The organism is Devosia submarina, from assembly GCF_003056345.1.
In the GTDB taxonomy this organism is placed as follows: Bacteria; Pseudomonadota; Alphaproteobacteria; order Rhizobiales; family Devosiaceae; genus Devosia; species Devosia submarina.
This window is the reverse complement of record NZ_PYWB01000009.1, coordinates 165,745-188,172: the sequence shown is the minus strand read 5'-3', so window position 1 is coordinate 188,172 and position 22,428 is coordinate 165,745. Positions and strand designations below refer to the sequence as shown.

The following is a 22,428-nucleotide window of genomic DNA, read 5'->3' as shown; positions in this document are numbered from 1 at the left end:
CATCATTGCGCTTCCTGGCACCGATGTGAAGCGAAATCACCGGAACATACATTGATCAATTTGCCGGCTCAGGCGGTGTTTTTTGCGAGTGTCACCAATCTACCTCAGCGGACGTGTTTGAGGCAGATTACTGTCACTCAGCAGCGACCGGGATCAGCGGCACGCAGGCGTTCCGCCGGTGCTTTGGCAGCCGCTTGTTCCGGGCAACTTCACGGGCAACGAACTCTTGATCGAACAGCCGCGGCCTCTCAGCCAAGAGCCGATCGATCTCACGCTGCAGTGCCGCAGCCCATGCCTCCATGATCGGCCAAGTGCGGTGGGTACCGTCATGGAGGGAATAATGGATGCCTGTCATGCCGGCGCTGGGGGCAGCTGAACGGTGAGTGACTTCCCGCACGCTGAATGGTTCGTCTTCGTGATCGAATAGCAGTTTGGTGTCCTGGCGCATGAAGCCGAGGATCGATTCACCGTGCGTACCGAAACCGCGGCGCATGTCGTGCGGTGTTGCCCTGATGCCGGGTAAATAGCTGAGGTAGTGGGTCAGGGTCGACACGTGCATGTGGCCCTGCTCTCCGTCCGCCGGGAACAGCCAGGGACTGTCCGTCTCCCCCCTCGCAGCTGCAGCGGCCAGGACGCAGTTCCAGATCGGTTCGGGCAGCGGGATCACGAGGGGCCGTTTCCTCTTGCCGTTCTTCTTACGCCCTTTGCGGCTGGCAGGCGGCACCGACCACAATCCCGTCTTGCCGTCGGCACGCGGGACAAAATCCTGCACCCGAGCTTCGACGATCGCCCGCCGTCGCTGCACGGTCCACACCAGCAGTTCAACAGCGCCGGCAATACCCGGAGACAGTGCGCCTGATCTGGCATTCAGGATGACGGATGCCATTTCTTCAAGCTCGGGAACGTAGGTGCCGTGATCGTCCTCATCATCGTCTTCGACACGGGATCGCGGGGGTGCCTTGAGCCCGACAAGCAGCCCGGGCGTCACACCCGATTTCGTGACCTGTGCATCGTCGCCGAGCCATGCCCAGAACGGCCGCAGGACACGCAGCACGTGATCGGAATGTGTTTCACGACCTGAGCGGTGAACAGCCTTCAGAATCTCGGCCAGCTCCGGCCTGGTGATCGACTGCAGCTGGCGACTTTCGAGGTGTTTAAGATCGACGCTTTGCAAAATCTGCCGGTAGTCGTTGAACGTCGCGATCGATTTGGTTCGCTTGGTCTCGGCCAGATATTCCGTCCTGCCCTCTTCGAACGTCCAGGCGATTGGTGCCAGCACGGGAGCAGCCTCGAGCTTGCCGAGGTCAACGAGGCGCTTGGTCATCCAGCCCTCGTCCAGAAAACCGCCGGACCGGATCACGGCCTGGGCGTCACTGGCCACTTGGCGAGCTTCGGCAATGGAGAGCAGATCAACGGATCCGATCGTCAGCCTTTTGCTCTTGCCCGCCACCTTGTAGCGCAGGCACCACATAGCACCACGCGGACGCACCCGTAGCTCGAGACCCTGCGAGCGGGCGTCGGTGATCTCATATGCGCTGCCGCCGGGAACGGCGTCCGTTTTAGCCTTGGCAAGGGTGGAGTTTGTGATCGTGATCGGCATGGTCTACACTGGGGCGCAACTGGGGCGCCGCAATATCGATCATCAATCCGGTGTTCCGGCAAGGTCACCGGCAGGATTGTGGTTAAGTTCCTTGGTTTCGCTGGGATTTCAGGCAACTTGATCTAAATGCTGAGGATCGATACACACCTTACCACCGGATTCCTAATCCGGGGGTCATGGGTTCGAATCCCGTCGAGATCACCACCCAAACACCGTTTGCCCAAATCAACACAAGGAACAACTCCCTCTCCGGCTGGATTGCTCGGGAAAAGGAGCTGGCCTTGCGGAATGTGGTTCTTTTGGGGGATTCGATCCTGGACAATGGCACCTATGTGCGCGCTGGCGGCGAGGTGGTGGCCAGGTTGAGGGCAAGGCTCCATTCGGGAGATGCGGCGACCCTCCTGGCACGGGATGGAGCGGTGATCGAGGGGGTGCATCAGCAGCTTTTGGCTTTGCCGGGTGATGCGACGGATCTGGTTGTCAGCGCCGGGGGCAATGATGCGCTGCGCTCGACGGGTGTGTTGGTGGAGCCGGCGGGAAGTGTTGCGGCGGCGCTGGGCAAGATCCTCGTGGTGCGGGACCGGTTTGCGCGAATTTATGGGGCGCTGCTCGATGCTGTCGAGGCGACGGGCAGGCAGGCGAAAATCTGCACCATCTATGATGTGTGGTCGCCCGAGGCCGGGCAGCGGCGGGTGGCCAATCTGGCCCTGGGCGTGCTCAATGATGTGATTACGCGAGAAGCCGCGCGCCGCAGGATGCCGCTGATCGACCTGCGCGTGATGCTGACAAAGCAGGAGCATTTCGCCAACGCCATCGAGCCGTCCGAAATGGGCAGCGAGGTGATTGCTGCGGGTATCGTGGCGTCGCTAGCACACGACCATTCAGGGCCTTCAGCCATGTACGTGGGGGATGCCCGTGAGGTCTGAGGTGGAGCAACGGGCGCTTGCTTTTGCCAGCGAGGCGCATGGATCCATCGATCAGCGCCGCAAATATACGGGCGAGCCCTATATCGTGCATCCAGTGGCGGTGGCGGAAATCGTGCGCTCGGTGCCTCATACCGATGCAATGATCGCGGCTGCGCTCTTGCATGATGTGGTGGAGGATACGCCGGTGACCATCGAGGATATCCGCGCCGAATTCGGAAAGGATATTGCAGAGCTCGTGGATTGGCTGACCGATGTGTCCCGGCCAGGGGACGGCAACAGGCGCAAGCGCAAGCATCTTGATCTGCTGCATACGGCCAAGGCACCTGCTGCTGCCAAAACCATCAAGCTGGCAGACCTGATCGACAACACAAGGACGATCTCGGCACATGATCCAAGCTTCTGGCCGGTTTACAGGCGCGAAATGGAAGACCTGCTCAAGGTGCTGATCGAAGGCGACGCCTCGCTTTGGCAGAAGGCTGCGAGACAGGCTAGGCCGCGCCAAGGACGTTAGGTCTGCGCCAATTTTCCTTGGCGCCAGACTGTTTCCATCTTCATGTCGGCGTCCTGCACCACCACCTCGGCGTCGGGGTCATCGGACTGCCCGGCGGCAGCAATGGCCGATTCTATGGCTTGCTCCTTGCTGTCGAACGGGCCGGTGATGTTGCCCTTGTGGCTGAACTGCCATCCCGATATGGCGGCTGCGGCAACGAGAAAATGATTGCTGCTCATGTTTGGGTCTCCTCCACGCAGCATAATGCCAGCGCGATTGATCGGGTTGCTTGGCGCGAGCCGGAACCCATCTGCCCAAACCGGAGTTGCGAAGGGCGAAACAGGATGAACTCGCGATGACCACGCCCAACGATCTCAGCGACAAGGCACTCGCCGTTTTTGCCTTCGCCATCTACCACCAGCTGGAAAGCGGCGACGCCGTTTCGGGCGTGACCGCGCGCGATGAAGCGGGTCACCGTGCCGATCCCGAGGCGCTGGAGGAACTCAAGCGGCTCGATCTCGCCAATGTGGAGGACGGCCGGATCATCTTCACGCCGGCAGGACAGCTGATGCTGAGCCAATTGCTGGACCGGATGCGCGGCAGCTGGTAGCCCGGCCATTAAGAGGATGGCAGGGCTCGGGGGTTATGAAGGGCGGACATGATAAAGCCTTCGTGGCTCGTCAAAAGCCGCAACGCTCTCGTTTCAGGAATTCCGCCATGCCTTCTCTGCGTCTCCTCCAGCCGGCCTGTTTGCCCCTCGCAGCCATAGCCATCGCAGCAACCCTGGCGGCCTGCAGCATGGGCGGGCTCGCCCCAAGCTCTGGAATGGCGCTGGCGCCGGGCTTGTCCGCGCGCATGGACCAGCCCGGTGCGGTGCTCGATCGCGAGCAGGCTATCGGCATCATCAATGCCTATCGCGCCACCAATGGCTTGCCGGCCCTGATCCCCGATCCGGCGCTGGATGGCACCGCCCAGGCGCTGGCCAACCAATATGCCCAGACCGGCACGCCGCCCACGACGCCGCAGAATCTTGCCGGCATGAAGCTGAGCGCCGGCTATGCAACCTTTGCCGAAACCTTTTCGGGCTGGCGCAACAATCCCGCGGACGCAGCGGGCCTTCGCACCAATGCCACACGGGCCGGCGTGGCCGTGGCGTTCAACCCCAGCTCCAGCTACGGTATTCACTGGGTGCTGGTTCTTGACCAATGATCTGATCGACGCACGGGGGCTCAAATGCCCCCTGCCCGTGCTGAAACTAGAAAAGCGGATGGCTTCGCTTGGCGCAGGCAAGAGCTTGACGCTTCTGGCTACCGACCCGATGGCCAAGATCGATATTCCGCTTTATTGCCGCCAGAACGGGCACCAATGCGAAACAACAAGCGAAGGCGAAACCCTTCGCTTCGAGATCATCAAATCAGCCTAGCGCAGGGATGCGGGGCGCTGCCGTGGAAATGGCACATTTGATGTGCTTGCCGGCTGCGCCGCGGCCTCAAGCGCTGCAGCAGCAAGGGGCGCGGGAAAACGCGGCTGGTGTGGCGGGCGGGGGCGCGGCAGGCTGACGCCGACGGCAATACGTCCCAGATTGGTCGCGACATAGGGCGTGGAAGGAACGTCGTCGGTCAAATAAGTTGGCTGGCCCTTGAGGCCCATGGGGAATGCCGCCTGCTGGGCCGCGGCATAGGTCTTGGCCTCCTTGCCGCAGATCAGCGGCCGCATGTCCACCGGCATGGATGTGGGGCTGTTGGCGAGGCTTAAGATGGTTTGACCGTTGGGCTGCGCGGCGCCGGAAAAGCCCTTGAGCAGCAGTTCGGCCGCCCGCTCATTGCGCTCGCGGGCCGAGGAAGCGCCCAAGACAACCGCCAGCAAATTCCTGCCGCCACGCTGAACCGTGGCCACCATGTTGAGGCCAGACGCGCAGACATAGCCCGTTTTCATGCCAGTGGTGCCCGCGAATTTTTCTAGCAGTTCGTTGTTGGATTCGAACACCGCCTTGCCCAGGCGCACGCTTTCGGTGCCAAAGATCGGCATGAATTGTGGGAAGTTCTGCCGGATATAAAGGGAAAGGATCGCAAGGTCCCGCGCCGATGCCACCTGCTGGGGATCGTGCAGGCCATGCGGATTGGTAAAGCGCGATGCCGTCAAGCCCATGCGGCTGGCCACATCGTTCATTTTGGCAACAAAGGCCGCTTCGCTGCCGCCAATCGTTTCGGCAATGCCCATGGCAACGTCGTTGGCAGATTTCACGATCAACACATAAAGCGCGTCCTGGAGCGTCATGCTCCCACCGGCCTGAAGGCCCGATCTGGACGGGGCCTGGTTGACCGCGTGCTTGGAGAGGATCACGGGCGTATCCAGCGTCACCGTGCCCTTCGATAATTCCTCAAAGGCCACATAGGCCGTCATCATCTTGGTGAGGGAAGCCGGATGCCAGGGCTGGCCGGCCTCTTGCGCATACAGCACCTCAAAACTGTCCATATCGACCAGGAGCATGGGATTGGCCTTTGCCGGCACAAGGCCTGCAAGGATCAACATGGAAAGAACAACAAGGCGACGGATCAAGGGCACGGGAAAAACGGCTCCAGGGCAGGACGGGCTTCAAGACCGCGCCCTTCTAGCAGCGCCCTCCCCCAACCTCAAGGAAACCGGGCCGGGGTGACAGCCATGTGAAGCTGCTGGCATTAGGGGCACCCGCAGGCTGCCAATCGTGTATCTGCGCCGGCCCATAGATGTAGCCTAGGCACAGAAAGGAACTGGCACTATATTGGGGGCTAATCAGTTCAGCAGGATGCCAGGCGCCATGTATTTGCAAGACACCTCGAAGTCGGACAATTGTACCGCGATGTCGGACGTCCTCAACCGCATCGGGGACAAGTGGAGCGTAATGGTTGTGGGCATGCTGGGCCGCAACGGAACGCTGCGCTTCAATGAACTCAAGCGCCTCATTAATGGCGTCAGCCAGCGCATGCTGACGCTGACCCTGCGCAATCTGGAGCGTGACGGACTCGTGACCCGCACCATCTATCCCGAGGTTCCGCCGCGCGTCGAGTATGGGCTGACCGAACTGGGCAAGACCCTTCAGGGCCCCATCAGCGAGCTGTGGAACTGGTCGGCCGAGAACCATGCGGCGATAATCGATGCTCGGGCGATCTATGATGCGCGCGAAAATGCCATCGCGCAGGCCGAGCCACGCAAGATCGCCTATATCGGCAGCTAAGAACGCCGCGATGTGGACGCGTCCCGCCTTGGCCGAGCATGTGCAAGCGCTTGGGTTGGGGCGCGGGGATTCTGTTCTGGTTCATGCCGGTTTGCGATCGGTAGGGCCGATCCTGGGTGGGCCGGATGTGCTGATTGCAGCCATCGGGGATGTGATCGGGCCCACGGGCACGATCCTTGGCTATTGTGACTGGAACTACGACGATCGGGACCTCCCCGATCCGTCGCTGCGCCCGCATGTTCCTCCGTTTGATCCTGAGCGTTCGCGCGCCACGCGCGACAATGGCGCATTTCCCGAATTGCTGCGCACCACGCCAGGTGCCTGCCGCAGCGGCAATCCCGGTGCATCCTGCGCAGCCCTGGGTGGCCGCGCGCAATGGTTCACCGCCGATCATGCGCTCGATTATGGCTATGGTCCCCATTCGCCCCTGGGAAAGCTGGTGGAGGCAAGGGGCAAAACCATGCTGATCGGCGCGCCGCTCGACACCATGACCTTGCTGCACCATGCCGAACATTTGGCAGACATTCCCGGCAAGCGCGTCAGGCGCTATGAGGCGCCAATCCTGGTTGACGGCAAGGCAGTGTGGCGCCCATTCGAGGAATTCGACACCTCCGATCCGGTGGTCGCGGGCCTTGAAGCGGATTATTTCGCGGACATTGTCGAGGGCTTTCTGGCCAGTGGCCGGGGCAAGCGCGGCTTGGTTGGCTATGCGCCATCGGTGCTGGTGGAGGCCGAGCCAATCGTGCGTTTTGCCGTCGATTGGCTCGAGCGGCGCTTTGCGGCTCCCAATCATCAGCCCCGCGAATAGGGCCATCACCAAGTCTCATCGGGCGCGGGCAAGTTGGCGCATGCTTTGCCAACGAACTGCGGCTATTGATCCCTCATGACACAAGCCACATCGCTTCCTCACCAATTCTCCGATCAGTTTTTTGCCGGCGCCCGCGCCTGCGTGCCCGTGGTCATCTCCGTTGCCGCCTATGGCATTGTTTGGGGCGTTCTGGCGCGTGGTACGGGCTTGAGCCTGCTGGAAGTAATGCTGATGAGCGCCCTGGTGTTTGCCGGCTCGGCGCAATTCGTGGCGCTCGATCTTTGGACCACGACGCCCGCAAGCCTGCCTATTGGGCCGTTGATCGTAGCGGCGCTGATCGTCAATCTGCGTTATCTGCTGCTGACGGCGACCTTGCGCCCCCTTTATGGGCCCGGCGAGCAACTCAAGGGCGCCCTCACCATGGCGATTGTTTCCGATGAAACCTGGGCCATGACCATTGCCGAGATGCGCAAGGGTCACGGCACGGCAGCCTTTCTCCTGGGCGGCGGTGTCCTCGCTTATTTTTGCTGGCTCGCAACAACGGTGATTGGCCACACCCTCGGCTCATTTATCGATAATCCCGCGCGCTACGGACTGGATTTTGCCTTTACCGCGACTTTCCTCGCGCTGCTTTTAGGCATGTGGAAAGGCAAGGCGGACCTGCTGCCCTGGTTGACGGCGGCCCTTGCCGCCATTGTAGCGGCAAGGCTGATCGAGGGCAGCTGGTATATTCTGGTGGGCGGTCTGGTTGGCAGCTTCGTTGGTGCTGTGAGTGACAAGGTGCGCCATGTTGACTAGCCCTGAGGCGCTTCTCGCCATTTTCGGCATGGCGCTGGTGACACTGGCGATCAAGGCAGGCGGTCTGCTGCTGGCCGGGCGAATGCCGCAAGCTGGCTTTGCTGCAGCCTGGCTCAAACATATTCCTGGCGCCGTGATGGCCTCGCTGGTTGCCCCGGCCCTGGTAACAGGGAGCGCCGCCGAAGTGATCGCCGCAGCGGCGACGGCCCTGATCTATGCCCTGACGCGCAATCTTTTTGCCGCCATGGCAATCGGGGTTGCCGCAGTTTACCTTGCACGGCTCGCTTTAGCAGCCTGACCCTTGCGGGAATCCCCGCGCTGCGCTAGAGACCTGCCCCGTGCCCCTCTGGCGGAATGGTAGACGCAGAGGACTCAAAATCCTCCGTCGCAAGACGTGCCGGTTCGAGTCCGGCGGGGGGCACCACTTTTGTCATGAATGGGTTCGATCCGCTCCAGCACACGTCCGACCGTGAGTTTTTTCGTTTAATCACGGTACTTTAGAGTCGATTACCAAGGGCCACTTCTATTTGGCAGCGCTCATTGTTCCTTACAAATCCGGCTTATTGCCGAGGCGTTTTGGCTCCGTCACCGACAGTATTGGGACACCCCGGGCTCGCTGGCATGCTCAGGATTCGCTAATTTCTTTCGAGTCAGGCTAGAGAAGCGCCCTTACTGCTCGATAAATCCGTTGCCTGTTTGCGGCTTCCAATAGCGTTCCTCCGCCAGCGCAGGTTGCCATGCAGGGTTGACGTAGCGCTCCTCGCGTACCGATATCTTTAGGTGTCGATGAAAAACAGCGACATAGTCCAGATCGGTTTGGAGGTCTGATTCCTCAACGGCGATCATCCTGCCGACCTCCAGTGCCGCTCCGCCGGTAGACAAGACCGGGACCAAGGTTGCACTGGGATGAAGCTTGCTGAAAAGCTGGTACTCGTCAACGATGCCCTTCATGCCGCCTATGAACACTGCCGCCGAGTACTCGTGCTCCGCAAGCATCCTGTTGCGCATGGCCTCGATGCTCTTGTCCACATCGTTGTCCACGGCATCAACGTAAGTGACGTTCTGGAACTTGGCGTTGTCTTCGGGAAACTCGTCCTTCCAGAGTTTGGATTGGTAGAGGCTGACCCACTGCCCGTACTCGACACCAAGCTCCTCCGCCATCGCCCAAACTATGGGCGTGATCGCCGGGTGGCCACCCCATACAAGCCGACGGCGGCCGAGAACCACGTGAACAAGCGCGGACACCGCGGCAGCGATCGCGACCGTGTCGGCAGTAGCAGCGTACTGCGGGCCTCGTTTGGGATCCGGTATGCCAGCGGATAGGAAAATAGAGGCGGCCATCGTCAGTCCTCCAATCCGCTTAGGGTCCAGGCAGCTTCCGAAAGCTTCATGGAGCGAACTACCTTGATGTTCTCTTCAAGCCACTTGAGATGGGTGCTCCACGTGTCCCTGATACCGATGCTGTCGTAGACCAAGATGGGAATGCCACCCTGATTGGCCTGCCTAGCCTTATGAGCGACATCATTGAGGGTTTCGGCTGTAGGCACGCCAACGACCGGGTAGGCCCAAACTCTATTCTCATTCATAAGGGTTATGGAAATCGCCCTGTGGGCCCCCACCCCGTCCACCCGCGCACCGACCCTCTCGGCATCAGCCCTCAACCGTCCCGTGAACGACATGTATCGAGCGGCGATGCTGCGGCTGCGTAGGTTCTCCACCGCCAATGCGATCTGCTGTGCGGCTTCTTCTGCCAGCGGCCCGTCAGCACCCACTAGTTCTGCAGGTTCAAGGTAGATCGTCTCGGCCAGGTCCATCATCTTGGTTGGTTTGTGCTCAGGCCATATGACCCTGAGCACATGGATCTCTTTCGACAATGCCCTACCAAGCTCTTGCCTAGTCCACTTGCTGTCGAAGTAGGATGGAGTGTCCAGCATTACCATGACATCAGAATCGCAGAGACGGTGCCAGAGGACGTCCTGGAATGGGTCCCCTGGCCGGATATCGTGAGTGTCCAGGAACACGTCAAATCCCTTGCTGCTCAGCAGATCGTGCAACTGCAGCGCAGCTGCTCGGGCTTCCGGGCGCCTATAGCTTACGAATACCCTGCGCTGCCGCCGCAGCAACCCAATGCATTCCATCAAGGCGGAAGCTAGAACCTGCATACTTGGGTCGTCGTTGTTGAGGCGGATACCATTGGCGGTTTGCATGAACGCCGGAACATCCCGCACGAAATCGCCATTGCTTGAGATAACTGGAACAACAGGTTGGCTGGAAGCTACCAGCTCACTGGCAATTGGTTCATCGCCGGATTCGGCACCCCCGAAATAGGCAGCGGCGAAGGCCGCTCGTGGATTGCGATGATGGATCGTTCGGGCGTCGTGAAGAACGACATCTTCGCCAAGGCGGAGCCCGAAATCGTTGATCTGATCGTCAAGCGTGGCCTGCAGAACTTGACGCTGATGCTCAGTGGCGGATCCCAGAATAGCGACTTCATAAACGCCCATGGCAAGTCTCACTTGGCAGCATCGTTGTACAGCTACACGATACTGCGGACCTTACCGATTATCCACGACAACTATAGCCTGTGGTGATCCACGGAATTGGCTACACTTACTTTACCGGTAGGATTCGCGGGGAAGCATGCCAAGACAGACAATCTTCATTAGCCACGCGAAGCCCGAGGACAACGACTTTGTTCTATGGCTTGGAAGCCGCCTCATCGGCGAGGGGTACCAGCCATGGGCTGAGCTGACCGATCTCGATGGCGGGGCGCCGTTCTGGGCCAATATCGAGAGAATCCTCCACGAGGAAACCATCCGGTTTGTGAGCGTGATCTCAAGCAGCAGTGTCGCTACTGATCGAAGGGGGTTCCGGAGCGAACTATCGATCGCCGACGGCGTGGGCCGTCAGCTCGGCGACGACAAGTTTATCATTCCCGTCAGGCTTGACGATACGCCCAACTCTCGACTCCCAGCACAGTTGAACCAATTGCATACGCTGGACTTTTCCCGCAGCTGGGGTGAAGGCTACCTTGAGCTGCTCGCGACCCTCGAGCGGTCTAAGGTCCTCCGCGGGGCGGGGTCGACGACTTTCGAGCAATGGCGGACCGACCACGCGGCCGCCAGTTCCTTGGTCACCGCAACTCCAGAAACAGCAGTCACAAACCTCTTGGCAATAACCAAGCTCCCAGAACGCGTATCTCTCTATTCCTACGAGGGCAGCAGAGAGAGCTTCCCGAAAGCCATCAGGGACACCGGGGTACCGCATACCCATTTCCACCGGTTGTGCATTGCCTTGGCGGACAAGGACCACATCCAGGAACTCATGGGTGAGAGCCACCTTCTCAAAACCGAGGGCGTCTTCGGCTTCAGCGAGTTCCTTGACGGCCCGAAGGCGAACGAAACGCGTCCACTTAGGTCCGATGCCAAGAATAAGATAACGGGCCTACTACGAGAGCACATTGAACGTCATCTGCTCGCACGCGGCCTCGTCTGTTATGACGCTGCCGGGCAAAATGCCTTCTTCTTTCCGAAGAGGCTGATCGAAAACGACAAGGTGCATTACAGGACCGCATGGAACACGCCGACGTGGAAAAACGTGGTCGGGAGGAGCGAAAAGCTGGGTGTCTACTGGCACCTCGCGATGAAGGTGAACGTATCCCTGGGTGAGCAAGCCATGGTGCGCTTCAAGCCCTACCTGTGCTGGTCCGAGGACGGGCAAAAGGCCATTACCGACGCGAAGCGGACGTCATCCTTGAGGAAGCGCTTCTGCCGTAACTGGTGGAATCCACAGTGGCGTACCCTGCAAGAAGCTTTCGTGGCGTTCCTGGCTAACGGCGACGAAGAGGTCGTCATCGATCTCGGTGGCGCCAACATCATGGCACTCGCTGCGAAGCTGTCCGGCGTTCAGCTGGCCCGCAGCATGCCCGCCGATCTCCTCCTGCATGACCAGTCAGAGGATCCGGAGGAGCCAGATCAACTTGATGACGATTTCCATGCCCGCGACGAGCTGGAGGAAGAGGCATGAAGGGCTGGCGCGTGATCCATGTCGACGAGCCGCAACTGAGCTTTGGCTTCGGCCAGAGATCCGAGCACCCGAAGGACGGCCTGTTCCTATACGGACCTCCGGAATCGAACCTCAACCCGGCGCGCATGGACGTCGGGGTGATCGGCACCCCTGAGGGGATACAGCATTTCGAAGCTTGGGTCTCATCCATCCGTGGCGCCATCGCCGCTCCAGAGACCGGCAAGGCCGAGAACCGCATGATCTGGCCGGGCTTCCAGTCGGTATTCAACATAGAATGGCCTACGACTCCGATGGCCAAATGCGTCATCGATGGTGCGGAACTCAGCAGCCGCATTCGCTCCAGCGATCGCAGCGAGGCCATCTACACTGCGGTGGACATCTACGATGAGGCCCTCCGTACGCACCGGACGAACGAGGAGAGCAGACCGCTGCTCTGGTTCGTCGTGGTGCCGGAAGAGGTCTACAAGTACGGGCGTCCAAACTCCCGGGTGCCAAAGGCGGAGCAGGTCCCCTCCAGGGCTGTTGGAAGGCGCAGCGCCAACAAGATGCTGCGTGACGGCTGGCTGTTCCAGGAGGAAGTGGATGAGCTCGAAATGTACAAGTACGAGGAGAACTTCCACAACCAGCTGAAGGCGAGGCTTCTCGATACAGGCGAGATCCTGCAGGTGGTGCGCGAGACCACACTGCTCGCCGGATACATCGATGAGAACCGCCGCAGGTCCCTGCAGGATCCCGCCTCAGTCGCCTGGAACCTCTGCACCACGTCGTTCTACAAGGCAGGAGGCACGCCATGGCGCATAGCCGACGTTCGCCCGGGCGTGTGCTATGTCGGACTCATCTTTAAGCGTGTCGAAAGCGCATCGGGTACAGACAATGCCTGCTGCGGCGCCCAGATGTTCCTGTCCTCCGGTGAAGGGGTGGTATTCAAGGGAGCAGTAGGACCGTGGTTTTCGGAGGCAGACGGCACGTTCCATCTCGGGCGTGCCAAGGCCGCGGAACTCATGGGGCTCATTGTGAAGGCCTACACGAACATGCACGGAGCCCCTCCTGCCGAGCTCTTCATCCACGGGCAGACATATTTCGGCGACGAGGAATGGGCGGGTTTCATGGAGTCGGTGCCCGAAACAACCAAACTCACGGGCATACGCATCCGGCGTCAAACCGAAGTGAAGCTGTTCAGGTATGGCAAGAATACGGTTCTCCGCGGGACAGCGATCGTCACGGGCGAGCGAAGCGCCTATCTCTGGACTGTTGGGTTCATCCCCCGTCTCAACACCTACCCTGGACGAGAAATTCCTAATCCAGTCACGGTAGAAATTGTTCGGGGGACCGAGGATATCGAAACGGTGCTGGGAGACCTCATGTCGCTCACCAAGTTGAACTTCAATAGCGCCGGCTTCGCGGACGGCCTTCCGGTTACCTTGAGGTTCGCCGATCTGGTGGGGGAGATACTCACCGCCGCACCGGTGGGTGACCGGCCTCCCCTTCCATTCAAGGCCTACATCTAGGCGGCGTCAGGCCGAGAGCTTCGCTACGACCGCCAGGATGACGATCACCGTGGCGAATGGCAGCGCAACCACGAATTCCAGGGCGGTCCGAAACGGGCCGGCAGAGTGCTTGTATGTCCGCCAATCCATCGTAAACGGCTCGATAGGTCTCCCCGTACGGATTTCGTCGTAGAGGTTGCGGTAGGACCGCTCCACATGTAACGCGAAAGCGTTCTGCCACCAGAACAGGAGGCTCGGCGCGATGCCCAAGACCGCGAGCCAATGGGTTGCGGCACTGCCCGTCTGGGCGACAGCTATCATGGCGGCAGCCAAGGTGATGGCCAACGTTCTGCTGTTCTGGGCATCCGAAGCCACCCTGGAGATGACTCCCTGGATCATGCCCAGATGCGCGATCCTGGCGTCCTCACTTATCATCGGTGCAGTCGTCATGGCTCCTCTACGTCAAACCAGTCTAACCTAGGCTTTCAGCCAATTCGCAAGTTCGGACGCGGTGTTCTGGACGTGGTCCAGAACCAACCAACGATTTCCCGAGCGTTGCTTGGTTTCACCCCAAACAATGCGACGGTAGAGTCCCAGATACTCCCAGTCTGCCCATGTCATGTCATCGGCGGTTTCCGACGATGGGAACAGGGCGATGTTGTCCATGGCCTTATATCCATCGGCAACGCCGAGTTCCCAAGGTACCCACCTGCTGTCCTTGCTGTTTTTGCTGGTAAGGAGCACGAACTTCTTCGACTGCCGGATGCGGGTCTTCAGTATGCGAGCTGTCTCGGCGCTTGTGTAGGGGGGCATTTGCGGGTCTACCTCGTCCACGTACACATGTGCCCCATGGTTCTCGAGCACGATGGTGGCGCCTACGACAAGATCATCGTCCTTGCTGGAGTGGGACAGAAAGGTGGCGCCTTCAGGGGACCGGTTCTCCGCGTTTTTCCTTATCGATGCCTGTTCGGTGACAGGACGCGAGGCGGCGAACGACCGGAGTTCCGCCGAGGTAACGAACTGGACCATGCTTCCACTCCCGGCTCACCTGTCAGCGGTTAGCTGCCCGCGCCGCAGCCTCGACCCAAAGACCGATGTTGTTGTAGCCATCGTCCAACACCCAGTCATATTGGCTATACAGTCGGTCCATGGGTGTTGCCTCACGACCCACCGTAAACGTGGAAAGGGGGTTCGCTCCGGGAAGATCGGTGCCGTTCTGAGGGTGCTTCACATTGTGGATGTCTATGGCGAGCAGCCCTTTGCCGAGTTCAAAGCTGCGCTTGATCTCGTGACGCACCCAGCGCCGGGTCGAGGTTTCTCTGCCGAACAGGACGACGGTCACAGAGGTGCCGGCAAGCTGGTCCTCGATCCAACGCTCGATGCCCCCGGCTCTTCTCTTCACGTCCTCGAATTCAGCCTTGTCATAGAACGGGGACGCTTCGCCACCCGGACGCAGCAGCCAGGAGTTCCTAACCTGCATCACTCGATGCACGTCGCGTTCGTAATGAAAACTGAAGAATACCCTTCTCGGCACAAGTTGCCCCCTTGATCATCTGCACGGCACGACCTTTGTCGAAAAGCTGGCTTTGTAGCTTGGCCACTCGCCGACTAGTTCGCGCAATATGCCATATGCATATGCCATTATGGATGTTGTACGAGGATTACACCATCCATGAGACGGCGGCTTCGCCCGTGGTGTTGCAGTTTATCCAAAGGCACATTGTGCGAAACGCAAGGGCCTGTGATTACCGGAAGACGACCGCTCTGCCTCTTGACTGGAGGGCTATGACCACCCCGGTAAAGCCACTTGAAACGGTTCGAGGCGCTGCGGCGAATCCGTTGTAATGTTGGCTCATTCAGTGCACGCATAAGGCGATATCCAGTTCAGGCATCGTGCAGGTGATGCTTGCACTTGCCGTGGTCTGCTAGGATTTCGATAACCTGGCAGGTTTCGACACGTCCGTGAGAACAGCCTTCCACCATGCGCTCCAGTTCAGCCTCCAGTGCTTTCAAGCTGGCGATCTTGTCCTTCACTTCCGCAAGGCGAGCCTTCGCGATCGTATCGGCCTCACTGCAAGACTGATCCGGGCGATCCTGGAGCGAAAGCAACGTACGAATCTGGTCGATCTCGAAACCGAGTTCGCGGGAGTGGCGGATGAACGTCAGCCGGTCAGCATCCTTCCGGTCATAAGTCCGGCGATTGCCTTCCGTGCGAGGCGGTGCAGGCAGAAGGCCGATCTGTTCATAGTATCGAATGGTAGGAACCTTAACTCCCGTCGCCTCGGAAACCTTCCCGATCGCAATCACGTGATTCATTTTGCGCTTGCTCCTCTAGTGACTTGAGGATGTAGGCACAGCGACAGGATTGCAAGGAGTCGCTGTCATGGACGCAAGGATTGAAACCACACGCTTCCGTGTAGAAGGCATGGATTGCGCTAGCTGCGCCACGAAAGTCGACACGGCAACACGTCGCGTCAGCGGTGTGGAAGACGTTTCCGTTTCCGTTGTGAACCAGTCCATGACGGTCAAGCACACACCCGACGCGGATCTAGCAGATATCGCTACCCGCATCGGCAATCTCGGGTATCCCACAAAGCCTGTTCGACCGTCCGGCAGTGCTGGAATTGACGAAGTCAAGGGGGAGCCGGCGGTTCACATGCACGGCGATCATGATGACCATGACGGCCCTTGGTGGCGCAGCCGGAAGGCCATCTTGACCGGCGCATGTGCCGTTGCCTTGGTAGCTGCATACCTCCTTGGCCGCGCCGTGCCCGGGTTCGGTCATTGGGCGTTCCTGGTCGCGTTGCTGGTGGGCCTGGTGCCGATCGGCAGGCGGGCCATCGCCGGCGCCTTGGCCGGTACGCCGTTCTCGATCGAGACTTTGATGTCCATCGCGGCCATAGGCGCCGTCATTATCGGAGCCACCGAGGAAGCGGCCACCGTCGTGCTGCTGTTCCTGGTCGGAGAACTTCTGGAAGGTGTCGCCGCCGGACGAGCTCGTGCCAGTATAAAGGGCTTGGCCGATCTGGTGCCCAAGACCGCCCTGCTGGCGGATGGTGACCAGATACGGGAGGTGCCGGCTGCCGACCTCACAGTCGGCCAAGTGGTGATGGTCCGACCCGGCGACCGCATTCCCGCCGACGGCGAGATCGTTGAAGGCAACAGCGCTATCGACGAGGCGCCGGTCACGGGCGAGAGCGTACCCAAGAGCAAGGGTGTCGGGGCAACCGTTTTCGCCGGCACCATCAACACCGACAATGCATTGCGGGTCCGGGTCACCGCCCGGGCATCGGACAACACCATTGCCCGCGTCATCGCTTTGGTGGAGGAGGCACAAGAGAGCAAGGCACCTACGGAGCGGTTCATCGACCGATTCTCCAAGTATTACACTCCAGGTGTTCTCCTGGTTGGCGCCCTGGTGGCGGTGGTGCCGCCGCTCCTCTTCGGTCAAGGCTGGAACGAGTGGGTCTATAAAGGTCTGGCCATCCTCCTCATTGGTTGCCCTTGCGCCCTCGTGATCTCCACCCCGGCGGCCATTGCCGCTGCCCTATCCGCAGGCGCACGTCGCGGCCTCCTGCTCAAGGGCGGCGCCGTGCTGGAACAACTGCGCAGCGTCACCATGGTCGCCATGGACAAGACCGGCACGCTGACCGAGGGCAAGCCAGTGGTCACGGATATCGTGGCACTGGCGCGCACAGACGCAAAGGTGCTTGCCATGGCTGCAGCAATCGAGACGGGGTCGAGCCATCCCCTTGCCCTGGCCATCGTGAACCGGGCCAAGGCGGACAAGGCGCCTATTCCCCCGGCTTTCGATCTCAAGGCCATCCCCGGAAAAGGGGTAAGCGGCAATGTCGGCGGTGAGTCCGTCTCCCTCCTGTCCCTCGAGGCGGCGACCCGCGAGACAGACATCCCCGCCGACGTGCAAGCCCGCATTGCCGCCTTCAACGACGAGGGCAAGTCGGTTTCTGTCCTTCTGGCCGGGGACACCCTCGTGGGCGTATTTGCCATCAGGGATGAGCCACGTCCTGACGCATTGGCAGGCTTGGCGGCCCTGCATGATAAGGGTGTGTTCACCGTCATGCTCACCGGAGACAACGAGAGGACCGCCAAAGCTATCGGTTCTACCTTGGGCATGGACGTCCGAGCAGGCCTGCTTCCGGAGGACAAGCAGCGCATCGTCAAGGAGCTGCAAGCCCAGGGACATGTGGTCGCCAAAATCGGTGACGGCATCAACGACGCCCCCGCCCTTGCGGCAGCCGACGTAGGCATTGCAATGGGTGGCGGTACCGACGTGGCGCTCGAAACCGCTGACGCCGCGGTTTTGCATGGCCGTGTCACGGACATCAGCGACATGATCGGCCTTTCCAAGGCCACTATGTCGAACATCTGGCAGAACATAGCGCTGTCGCTCGGGCTGAAAGCAGTGTTTCTGGTGACGACCGTCATCGGTGTCACGGGCCTGTGGCCTGCGATCCTGGCAGACACTGGCGCAACCGTGCTCGTCACGGCCAACGCCATGCGCTTGCTTGCATGGAAGGGCAGCAGGGGCAAGGCGTGAGGAAAACGATCGGGGTCACCTTCCTGTTCGACAGCATGCTTACGGGATCACGGCGACAGGTGAGCCAGAAAGCATCGATCACACCCCAAGAGTTGGATGGCGGCCATGGCTTATAAACCTCCTTTATCGATGCGATTGTTCCACTATGCCCTGTGGGGCACCATGCTCTTCGTGGTCATCTGGTTTATTGTCCTGCCGCTGTCCTTCAGGGCCACCACACCAAATCCGACAGCACAGGTGACGGTGCCTTCACCGGCCAGCGTTCCGGCAAACACGCCATGAGCGAGCCCTCCTCCTCGCGTCCACCTCTCCGTCGCATGCTTCTGGCCGGCATTCCCCTGATCATACTGCTAGCGCTTGTCGGCACTTTCGCGGTGGCCCTGAAGGACACATCGACGGACCTGCCCTCCGTTCTCATCGACCGCCCGGCGCCTGAATTCGAGCTTCCGCCAATCTCGGCTTCGGGGATCCCCGGCTTAGCCCGCTCCGATCTCTTGGGCAGGACAAGCGTGGTCAACGTTTTCGCCAGCTGGTGCATTCCCTGCCGCGACGAGCACGCCTTCCTGGTCGAGCTCAAGCGAAGAACGGGCGTCGCCCTTTTCGGCATCAACCTCAAGGACGAGGAGGCAAATGCCACGGCCTTCCTCGAGGAACTGGGTAATCCATACGATGCCATCGGCGCCGATAGAGATGGCCGTGCCGCGATCGATTGGGGCGTATACGGAGTGCCGGAGACTTACCTGGTAAGGGCAGATGGTCTGGTCATGCGCAGGTATGTCGGTCCGTTAAACCAGACGTCTCTCGATGAGTTGGTGACGGCTATCGACGCCCTTGCGCCTTGAAATGGCGGGGGCCATCTCGCCGCATTCCATCCCGTCGCGAACTTATCTAAGCAGCGGGATAAACAGACGAACAGATCGACTGGGGAACATGCACAAGATCGTCATAGCAGCATTTCTCGCCTTCGCTCCCACGGCGCAGGCACACGATTTCACCGCCGGCACGATCTTCATCGATCATCCCATGATCGAGGAAGCGCCACCGAACGCCCCGGTCATCGGTGGCTATGTGACCCTCCACAACAATGGTGGCACGGATGACCGCCTGATCCAAATCGAGAGCTCGGCTGCCGAGAAGGTGGAGATCCACAAGACCACCGTTACCGATGGTATCGCCCGCATGCAGCCTCTTACCGAAGGTCTCACCATCCCCGCCGGTGACATCGTCTGGTTGGGCGACGACGGCACCCACGCCATGTTCGTGAAACCGGCCAAGCGGTACCAAGTGGGCGATGAAGTTCCCGCCACCCTGGTATTCGAAAAGGCAGGTCGGATCGACATCACCTTCAAGGTGGAGGAACGCTCCCTAACAGACGGTCCCGGTCATGAAGGTCACGGTCAGTGAGCGCGATGCCGTCAAGTATGCGGAGACTTAGGGTACTTCTGTGGATGCTGGTCGCCGTGGCGGCTGCCGGCGGTGCGTTTCTCGCCTTCGGTCCCCGTCAGTCGCCTACCAGCGCCTGGGAAGCCATTTATGCCAAACCATTCCAGCTGGTGGACCAGGACGGAACTCCGGTTACCCAGGCCAACTTCCTCGGCAAGCCGTCGGCATGGTTCTATGGCTTCACCCATTGTCCTGACGTCTGCCCTACTGCACTGGCGGAGATGTCGGGGATATTGGAAGCGCTTGGGGCTGACGCGGACAAGTTGCAGGTCGTCTTCGTGTCCGTCGATCCGGAGCGTGACACCCCGGAGATCATGAAGGATTACGTCGAGTATTTCGACGCTCGCATCACCGGCCTGACCGGCCAATTGGACCAGGTAACCACCATGGCCAAGGACCGCTACATTTTCTTCGAGAAGGTGCCTTTGGAAGGCGGCGACTACCAAATGGAACATCAGGCGTCCATTCAATTGGTCACTGCGGATGGGCGGTTTTCCGGCACGCTTGCTTCCGAGGAGGGATTCGAGACGCGACTGGCGAAAGTGCGCCGCCATATTGGCAACAACTGATCTGACGAACCGCCAGCTCGCCGCGAAGAGAGAGCGACTACTTACTACCCTCTCGGCCCGAACAGGATGATCGCAGCCGCCACCAGTGCAAGTGCCCCCCCGGTCAGATCCCAACGATCGGGCACATGCCCTTCTGCAAGCCATAGCCAAAGCAGCGAAGCAAGGATGTATACGCCACCATAAGCCGCATACGCCCGGCCCGCGTTCTCCGAGGGAGCCAGCGTCAGCAGCCAAGCAAAAGCAATCAGTGACACGACGCCCGGCAACAGCCACACCGGGGAATGCCCTTGGCGCAGCCATGACCAGAACGCGAAGCAACCGACGATTTCAGCCATTGCCGCACCGGCATAGATCAGGGCTGTGCTGGCGTAGACGGGCATGGGTGCACCTCGGTTCGGGACGACCTATGAAATGCGTGATGACTAGACCGACGTTGGGAGTGAGACAAGCCGGTCAAGAGCCAACCATGGCAGATGGCGCACCGGTCGAGATAGATCTGCCTGCCTCACTGAGCCCAGGCCGATCCGCTCGGACACATGTGATTGCTGCGATTAGGACAATGGCGTGTCGAGCGCTTCAATGACCCGACATTCCGCCACCATTCCCTTCCTGCATTCCGCCACCATCCTGGACAATTCAAGCTGAAGGCTCTGCAGCCTTGCAATCCGTTGCTCTACTTCGTCCAGTTGCGCTTGGGCGATGCGGCTGGCATCGGCACACGAAGCCTGCGGCTGCTCCTGCAAGGCCAGCAAGGTCTGCACCGACTGCAGGTCAAATCCCAGATTGCGGGCATGCCGGATAAAACCAAGGCGGCGAACGTCTGAGGCGCCATAGACCCGCCGGCCATTGTCCTGCCGCACTGGCGTAGGGAGCACTCCCGAACGCTCGTAGTACCGGATGGTCTCGATATTGACCCCGGTTTCACGCGACAATTCCCCGATCTGCATTTTTCTCTTGCTCCTGTAGTCACTACAGGTTGTAGCCGTCATGCCGATCTACCTCAAGAAGGAGCACGAGCATGAGTGCTACTGCGCAAACCATTCGTTATCACGTCACCGGGATGGACTGCTCGTCCTGTGCCGCAAAGATCGAGGGCGCCGCTCGCAAGGTCGAGGGCGTGCAGGACGTGAAAGTATCCATTGCCTCCCAAATCATGACGCTCGAGGTGGACGATCCAGCCCGACAGTTGCCGGTGCTGGAAACCGCCGTCGCCGACCTCGGCTATCAGCTCGACCGGCTTGGTGGGCAGAAGGCTTCAGGACGCGAGCACGATCATGACGAAGACGGTGATGACGATGAGCACATTCCCGACCTGTCGCATGTCACCCCCGCCTACAAGCGCGCATTGTGGATAGTGGTCCTGCTCAACGTCGGGTACGGCGTTGTCGAGATCGTCGGCAGCTTCCTTGCTGGGTCTCAGGCGCTACAGGCGGATTCGCTGGACTTCCTGGGGGATGGACTGATCTCATTCCTCGGATTGGTCGCCGTAGGCTGGGGCCTTGCGGCCCGTGCCAAGGCGGCCCTGCTGCAGGGTGTCTTCCTGGGCCTGCTTGGATTGGGTGTGGTGGCCTCCACAGTCTTTCGCGTCTTCATCGACCACCAACCCGAGAGCTTGTTGATGGGCGGTTTTGCTTTGGTGGCCTTCGTGGTCAACGTCCTGGCTGCCGTGGTACTGATCCCCCATCGCAAGGGTGATGCTAACATGCGAGCCGTTTGGCTGTTCTCCCGCAACGATGCAATCGGCAACCTGGCTGTGGTCGCAGCTGCCGCCCTGGTCTGGTGGACCGGATCGCAATGGCCGGACCTGGTCGTCGCCTTCGCGGTTGCCGGGCTTTTCCTGCAATCGGCTTGGTCCATCATCCGTGACGCCCGCTCCGACCTAAAGCAGGCCGCAAGATGAGCCAGCGCGGCGCCTCCCTCTTCCTGATGCTGGGCGTAATCGGCCTCGATGCATCGACCAAGGAAGCTGCATTGATGTATCTCGACAGCAATATTGTCCCGGTGCTGCCGGTATTGAACCTTGCACTGGGCTTCAATACCGGTGTGAGCTTCGGCATGTTCGCGTCGGATGAAGCGCGAGGCTGGTGGACCATTGTCCTGGCCACTTCTGTGATCTGCGCAGTGGTGGGATGGCTCTGGCACAGGAGCAGCCTGCAGCTCGAGCGCCTCGGCTATGCGTCCATCATGGGCGGGGCGCTTGGCAATCTGGTTGATAGGCTTCCGGACGGCGCCGTGACCGACTTCATCGACTTCCATGCCGGTGGCTGGCACTTCCCGACGTTCAACCTTGCCGATATCGCCATCACTGCCGGCGTCATCCTGCTGCTGGTGTCGAGTGTTCGAGGCGTCTTCGCCAACCGCGGCAGGCGCCAGGCATCGCGGCCTTGAGGCGGGGTGCCGTGGCCGATGTCCAGCGGGTCCTCTCCCGCGCCCTCAGCGGACCACTGGGCTTTTGCGGCCTCTATCCAGTCGACGGTATTCCATGCAAACTCGCCCGAGGTTCCTGGTC

General features: G+C 60.3%; 30 protein-coding genes and 2 tRNA genes. 21 read left to right on the top strand and 11 right to left on the bottom strand.

Annotation, left to right across the window (positions count from 1 at the left end; translation table 11 throughout):
• Nucleotides 1-133 precede the first annotated feature (133 nt).
• The gene (locus DDE77_RS14965) at nucleotides 134-1,600 is read right to left on the bottom strand and encodes an integrase family protein (RefSeq protein ID WP_108398276.1); all 1,467 of its coding nucleotides are present in this window, start codon (nucleotides 1,598-1,600) and stop codon (nucleotides 134-136) included.
• A gap of 93 nt (nucleotides 1,601-1,693) precedes the next feature.
• Between DDE77_RS14965 and DDE77_RS19550 the strand changes: the two genes are divergently transcribed.
• The 3 genes from DDE77_RS19550 to DDE77_RS14950 all read left to right on the top strand — a co-directional run bounded on the left by DDE77_RS19550 (nucleotide 1,694) and on the right by DDE77_RS14950 (nucleotide 3,037).
• Nucleotides 1,694-1,804 (top strand) — tRNA-Arg (locus DDE77_RS19550).
• A gap of 86 nt (nucleotides 1,805-1,890) precedes the next feature.
• Nucleotides 1,891-2,526, top strand: a complete 636-nt coding sequence (locus DDE77_RS14955) for an SGNH/GDSL hydrolase family protein (RefSeq protein ID WP_245895307.1) — start codon at nucleotides 1,891-1,893, stop codon at nucleotides 2,524-2,526.
• Nucleotides 2,516-3,037, top strand: a complete 522-nt coding sequence (locus tag DDE77_RS14950) for an HD domain-containing protein (RefSeq protein ID WP_210204403.1) — start codon at nucleotides 2,516-2,518, stop codon at nucleotides 3,035-3,037. The genes DDE77_RS14955 and DDE77_RS14950 overlap by 11 nt, the downstream gene beginning before the upstream one ends.
• On the opposite strand, the gene DDE77_RS14945 is transcribed toward DDE77_RS14950, so the two are convergent.
• Complete coding sequence (locus DDE77_RS14945) at nucleotides 3,034-3,255, bottom strand: DUF2188 domain-containing protein (RefSeq protein WP_108398273.1); 222 nt, start codon at nucleotides 3,253-3,255, stop codon at nucleotides 3,034-3,036. The two genes, DDE77_RS14950 and DDE77_RS14945, sit on opposite strands and share 4 nt — an antisense overlap.
• Before the next feature lie 116 nt (nucleotides 3,256-3,371).
• Between DDE77_RS14945 and DDE77_RS14940 the strand changes: the two genes are divergently transcribed.
• The 3 genes from DDE77_RS14940 to DDE77_RS14930 all read left to right on the top strand — a co-directional run bounded on the left by DDE77_RS14940 (nucleotide 3,372) and on the right by DDE77_RS14930 (nucleotide 4,439).
• Nucleotides 3,372-3,626 (top strand): hypothetical protein, encoded by a 255-nt coding sequence (locus DDE77_RS14940; protein WP_108398272.1) that lies wholly within the window; start codon nucleotides 3,372-3,374, stop codon nucleotides 3,624-3,626.
• 107 nt (nucleotides 3,627-3,733) lie between these two features.
• Complete coding sequence (locus DDE77_RS14935) at nucleotides 3,734-4,225, top strand: CAP domain-containing protein (protein ID WP_157959858.1); 492 nt, start codon at nucleotides 3,734-3,736, stop codon at nucleotides 4,223-4,225.
• On the top strand, nucleotides 4,215-4,439 hold the full coding sequence (locus DDE77_RS14930) for a sulfurtransferase TusA family protein (protein ID WP_245895296.1): 225 nt from the start codon (nucleotides 4,215-4,217) through the stop codon (nucleotides 4,437-4,439). Before DDE77_RS14935 ends, DDE77_RS14930 begins: the two co-directional genes overlap by 11 nt.
• Here the strand turns inward: DDE77_RS14930 and DDE77_RS14925 are convergent.
• On the bottom strand, nucleotides 4,436-5,581 hold the full coding sequence (locus DDE77_RS14925) for a D-alanyl-D-alanine carboxypeptidase family protein (RefSeq protein ID WP_157959857.1): 1,146 nt from the start codon (nucleotides 5,579-5,581) through the stop codon (nucleotides 4,436-4,438). The genes DDE77_RS14930 and DDE77_RS14925 overlap by 4 nt on opposite strands.
• 232 nt (nucleotides 5,582-5,813) lie before the next feature.
• On the opposite strand from DDE77_RS14925, the gene DDE77_RS14920 reads away from it, so the two are divergent.
• The 5 genes from DDE77_RS14920 to DDE77_RS14900 all read left to right on the top strand — a co-directional run bounded on the left by DDE77_RS14920 (nucleotide 5,814) and on the right by DDE77_RS14900 (nucleotide 8,260).
• The gene (locus tag DDE77_RS14920; protein WP_108398268.1) at nucleotides 5,814-6,230 is read left to right on the top strand and encodes a winged helix-turn-helix transcriptional regulator; all 417 of its coding nucleotides are present in this window, start codon (nucleotides 5,814-5,816) and stop codon (nucleotides 6,228-6,230) included.
• A 10-nt stretch (nucleotides 6,231-6,240) separates the two neighbouring features.
• On the top strand, nucleotides 6,241-7,038 hold the full coding sequence (aac(3), locus tag DDE77_RS14915; protein ID WP_170116532.1) for an aminoglycoside 3-N-acetyltransferase: 798 nt from the start codon (nucleotides 6,241-6,243) through the stop codon (nucleotides 7,036-7,038).
• A gap of 75 nt (nucleotides 7,039-7,113) precedes the next feature.
• Nucleotides 7,114-7,836, top strand: a complete 723-nt coding sequence (locus tag DDE77_RS14910) for an AzlC family ABC transporter permease (RefSeq protein WP_108398266.1) — start codon at nucleotides 7,114-7,116, stop codon at nucleotides 7,834-7,836.
• Nucleotides 7,826-8,134, top strand: a complete 309-nt coding sequence (locus DDE77_RS14905; RefSeq protein WP_108398265.1) for an AzlD family protein — start codon at nucleotides 7,826-7,828, stop codon at nucleotides 8,132-8,134. The genes DDE77_RS14910 and DDE77_RS14905 overlap by 11 nt, the downstream gene beginning before the upstream one ends.
• Nucleotides 8,135-8,176: 42 nt before the next feature.
• Nucleotides 8,177-8,260, top strand: a tRNA-Leu gene (locus DDE77_RS14900).
• Nucleotides 8,261-8,505: 245 nt separating this feature from the next.
• On the opposite strand, the gene DDE77_RS14895 is transcribed toward DDE77_RS14900, so the two are convergent.
• Both DDE77_RS14895 and DDE77_RS19960 read right to left on the bottom strand, forming a co-directional pair.
• Complete coding sequence (locus DDE77_RS14895; RefSeq protein WP_108398264.1) at nucleotides 8,506-9,177, bottom strand: Thoeris type III anti-phage system protein ThcA; 672 nt, start codon at nucleotides 9,175-9,177, stop codon at nucleotides 8,506-8,508.
• A 2-nt stretch (nucleotides 9,178-9,179) separates the two neighbouring features.
• Nucleotides 9,180-9,974, bottom strand: coding sequence for a Thoeris type III anti-phage system protein ThcB4 (locus DDE77_RS19960; RefSeq protein ID WP_281261307.1), 795 nt, complete (start codon nucleotides 9,972-9,974; stop codon nucleotides 9,180-9,182).
• Between the two features lie 126 nt (nucleotides 9,975-10,100).
• Between DDE77_RS19960 and DDE77_RS19955 the strand changes: the two genes are divergently transcribed.
• From DDE77_RS19955 to DDE77_RS14880, 3 genes are read left to right on the top strand one after another with little or no spacing between them, the layout of a single operon-like run.
• The gene (locus DDE77_RS19955; RefSeq protein ID WP_245895292.1) at nucleotides 10,101-10,427 is read left to right on the top strand and encodes a hypothetical protein; all 327 of its coding nucleotides are present in this window, start codon (nucleotides 10,101-10,103) and stop codon (nucleotides 10,425-10,427) included.
• 49 nt (nucleotides 10,428-10,476) lie between these two features.
• The gene (locus tag DDE77_RS14885) at nucleotides 10,477-11,862 is read left to right on the top strand and encodes a toll/interleukin-1 receptor domain-containing protein (RefSeq protein WP_108398262.1); all 1,386 of its coding nucleotides are present in this window, start codon (nucleotides 10,477-10,479) and stop codon (nucleotides 11,860-11,862) included.
• Entirely contained in the window at nucleotides 11,859-13,370 is a 1,512-nt protein-coding gene (locus DDE77_RS14880; protein WP_108398261.1) for an argonaute/piwi family protein, read from the top strand. The genes DDE77_RS14885 and DDE77_RS14880 overlap by 4 nt, the downstream gene beginning before the upstream one ends.
• A gap of 6 nt (nucleotides 13,371-13,376) precedes the next feature.
• Here DDE77_RS14880 and DDE77_RS14875 read toward each other — a convergent pair whose 3' ends face one another.
• The 4 genes from DDE77_RS14875 to DDE77_RS14855 form a co-directional block, all read right to left on the bottom strand.
• Nucleotides 13,377-13,799 (bottom strand): hypothetical protein, encoded by a 423-nt coding sequence (locus DDE77_RS14875; RefSeq protein ID WP_108398260.1) that lies wholly within the window; start codon nucleotides 13,797-13,799, stop codon nucleotides 13,377-13,379.
• Nucleotides 13,800-13,826: 27 nt separating this feature from the next.
• Entirely contained in the window at nucleotides 13,827-14,378 is a 552-nt protein-coding gene (locus DDE77_RS14870) for a toll/interleukin-1 receptor domain-containing protein (RefSeq protein ID WP_108398259.1), read from the bottom strand.
• 22 nt (nucleotides 14,379-14,400) lie between these two features.
• Nucleotides 14,401-14,883, bottom strand: coding sequence for a TIR domain-containing protein (locus tag DDE77_RS14865; protein ID WP_108398258.1), 483 nt, complete (start codon nucleotides 14,881-14,883; stop codon nucleotides 14,401-14,403).
• Between the two features lie 350 nt (nucleotides 14,884-15,233).
• Nucleotides 15,234-15,665, bottom strand: a complete 432-nt coding sequence (locus DDE77_RS14855) for a MerR family transcriptional regulator (RefSeq protein ID WP_108398256.1) — start codon at nucleotides 15,663-15,665, stop codon at nucleotides 15,234-15,236.
• 67 nt (nucleotides 15,666-15,732) lie between these two features.
• Between DDE77_RS14855 and DDE77_RS14850 the strand changes: the two genes are divergently transcribed.
• The 5 genes from DDE77_RS14850 (at nucleotide 15,733) to DDE77_RS14835 (ending at nucleotide 19,919) form a co-directional block, all read left to right on the top strand.
• On the top strand, nucleotides 15,733-17,907 hold the full coding sequence (locus DDE77_RS14850) for a heavy metal translocating P-type ATPase (protein WP_108398255.1): 2,175 nt from the start codon (nucleotides 15,733-15,735) through the stop codon (nucleotides 17,905-17,907).
• A 105-nt stretch (nucleotides 17,908-18,012) separates the two neighbouring features.
• Nucleotides 18,013-18,189 (top strand): hypothetical protein, encoded by a 177-nt coding sequence (locus DDE77_RS19545; protein WP_157959856.1) that lies wholly within the window; start codon nucleotides 18,013-18,015, stop codon nucleotides 18,187-18,189.
• Complete coding sequence (locus tag DDE77_RS14845; RefSeq protein WP_108398254.1) at nucleotides 18,186-18,749, top strand: DsbE family thiol:disulfide interchange protein; 564 nt, start codon at nucleotides 18,186-18,188, stop codon at nucleotides 18,747-18,749. The genes DDE77_RS19545 and DDE77_RS14845 overlap by 4 nt, the downstream gene beginning before the upstream one ends.
• Before the next feature lie 88 nt (nucleotides 18,750-18,837).
• The gene (locus tag DDE77_RS14840) at nucleotides 18,838-19,311 is read left to right on the top strand and encodes a copper chaperone PCu(A)C (RefSeq protein ID WP_157959855.1); all 474 of its coding nucleotides are present in this window, start codon (nucleotides 18,838-18,840) and stop codon (nucleotides 19,309-19,311) included.
• Between the two features lie 44 nt (nucleotides 19,312-19,355).
• Nucleotides 19,356-19,919 carry an SCO family protein gene (locus DDE77_RS14835; RefSeq protein WP_245895287.1) on the top strand — a complete coding sequence of 188 codons (564 nt, stop codon included), beginning with the start codon at nucleotides 19,356-19,358 and terminating at the stop codon, nucleotides 19,917-19,919.
• A gap of 44 nt (nucleotides 19,920-19,963) precedes the next feature.
• On the opposite strand, the gene DDE77_RS14830 is transcribed toward DDE77_RS14835, so the two are convergent.
• Nucleotides 19,964-20,299 (bottom strand): YnfA family protein, encoded by a 336-nt coding sequence (locus tag DDE77_RS14830; protein WP_108398251.1) that lies wholly within the window; start codon nucleotides 20,297-20,299, stop codon nucleotides 19,964-19,966.
• Between the two features lie 171 nt (nucleotides 20,300-20,470).
• Complete coding sequence (locus DDE77_RS14825; RefSeq protein WP_108398363.1) at nucleotides 20,471-20,866, bottom strand: MerR family transcriptional regulator; 396 nt, start codon at nucleotides 20,864-20,866, stop codon at nucleotides 20,471-20,473.
• A gap of 71 nt (nucleotides 20,867-20,937) precedes the next feature.
• Between DDE77_RS14825 and DDE77_RS14820 the strand changes: the two genes are divergently transcribed.
• Nucleotides 20,938-21,819 (top strand): cation efflux transmembrane domain-containing protein, encoded by an 882-nt coding sequence (locus DDE77_RS14820; RefSeq protein WP_245895285.1) that lies wholly within the window; start codon nucleotides 20,938-20,940, stop codon nucleotides 21,817-21,819.
• On the top strand, nucleotides 21,816-22,307 hold the full coding sequence (gene lspA / locus DDE77_RS14815) for a signal peptidase II (RefSeq protein WP_108398249.1): 492 nt from the start codon (nucleotides 21,816-21,818) through the stop codon (nucleotides 22,305-22,307). Before DDE77_RS14820 ends, lspA begins: the two co-directional genes overlap by 4 nt.
• Nucleotides 22,308-22,428: the final 121 nt, after the last annotated feature.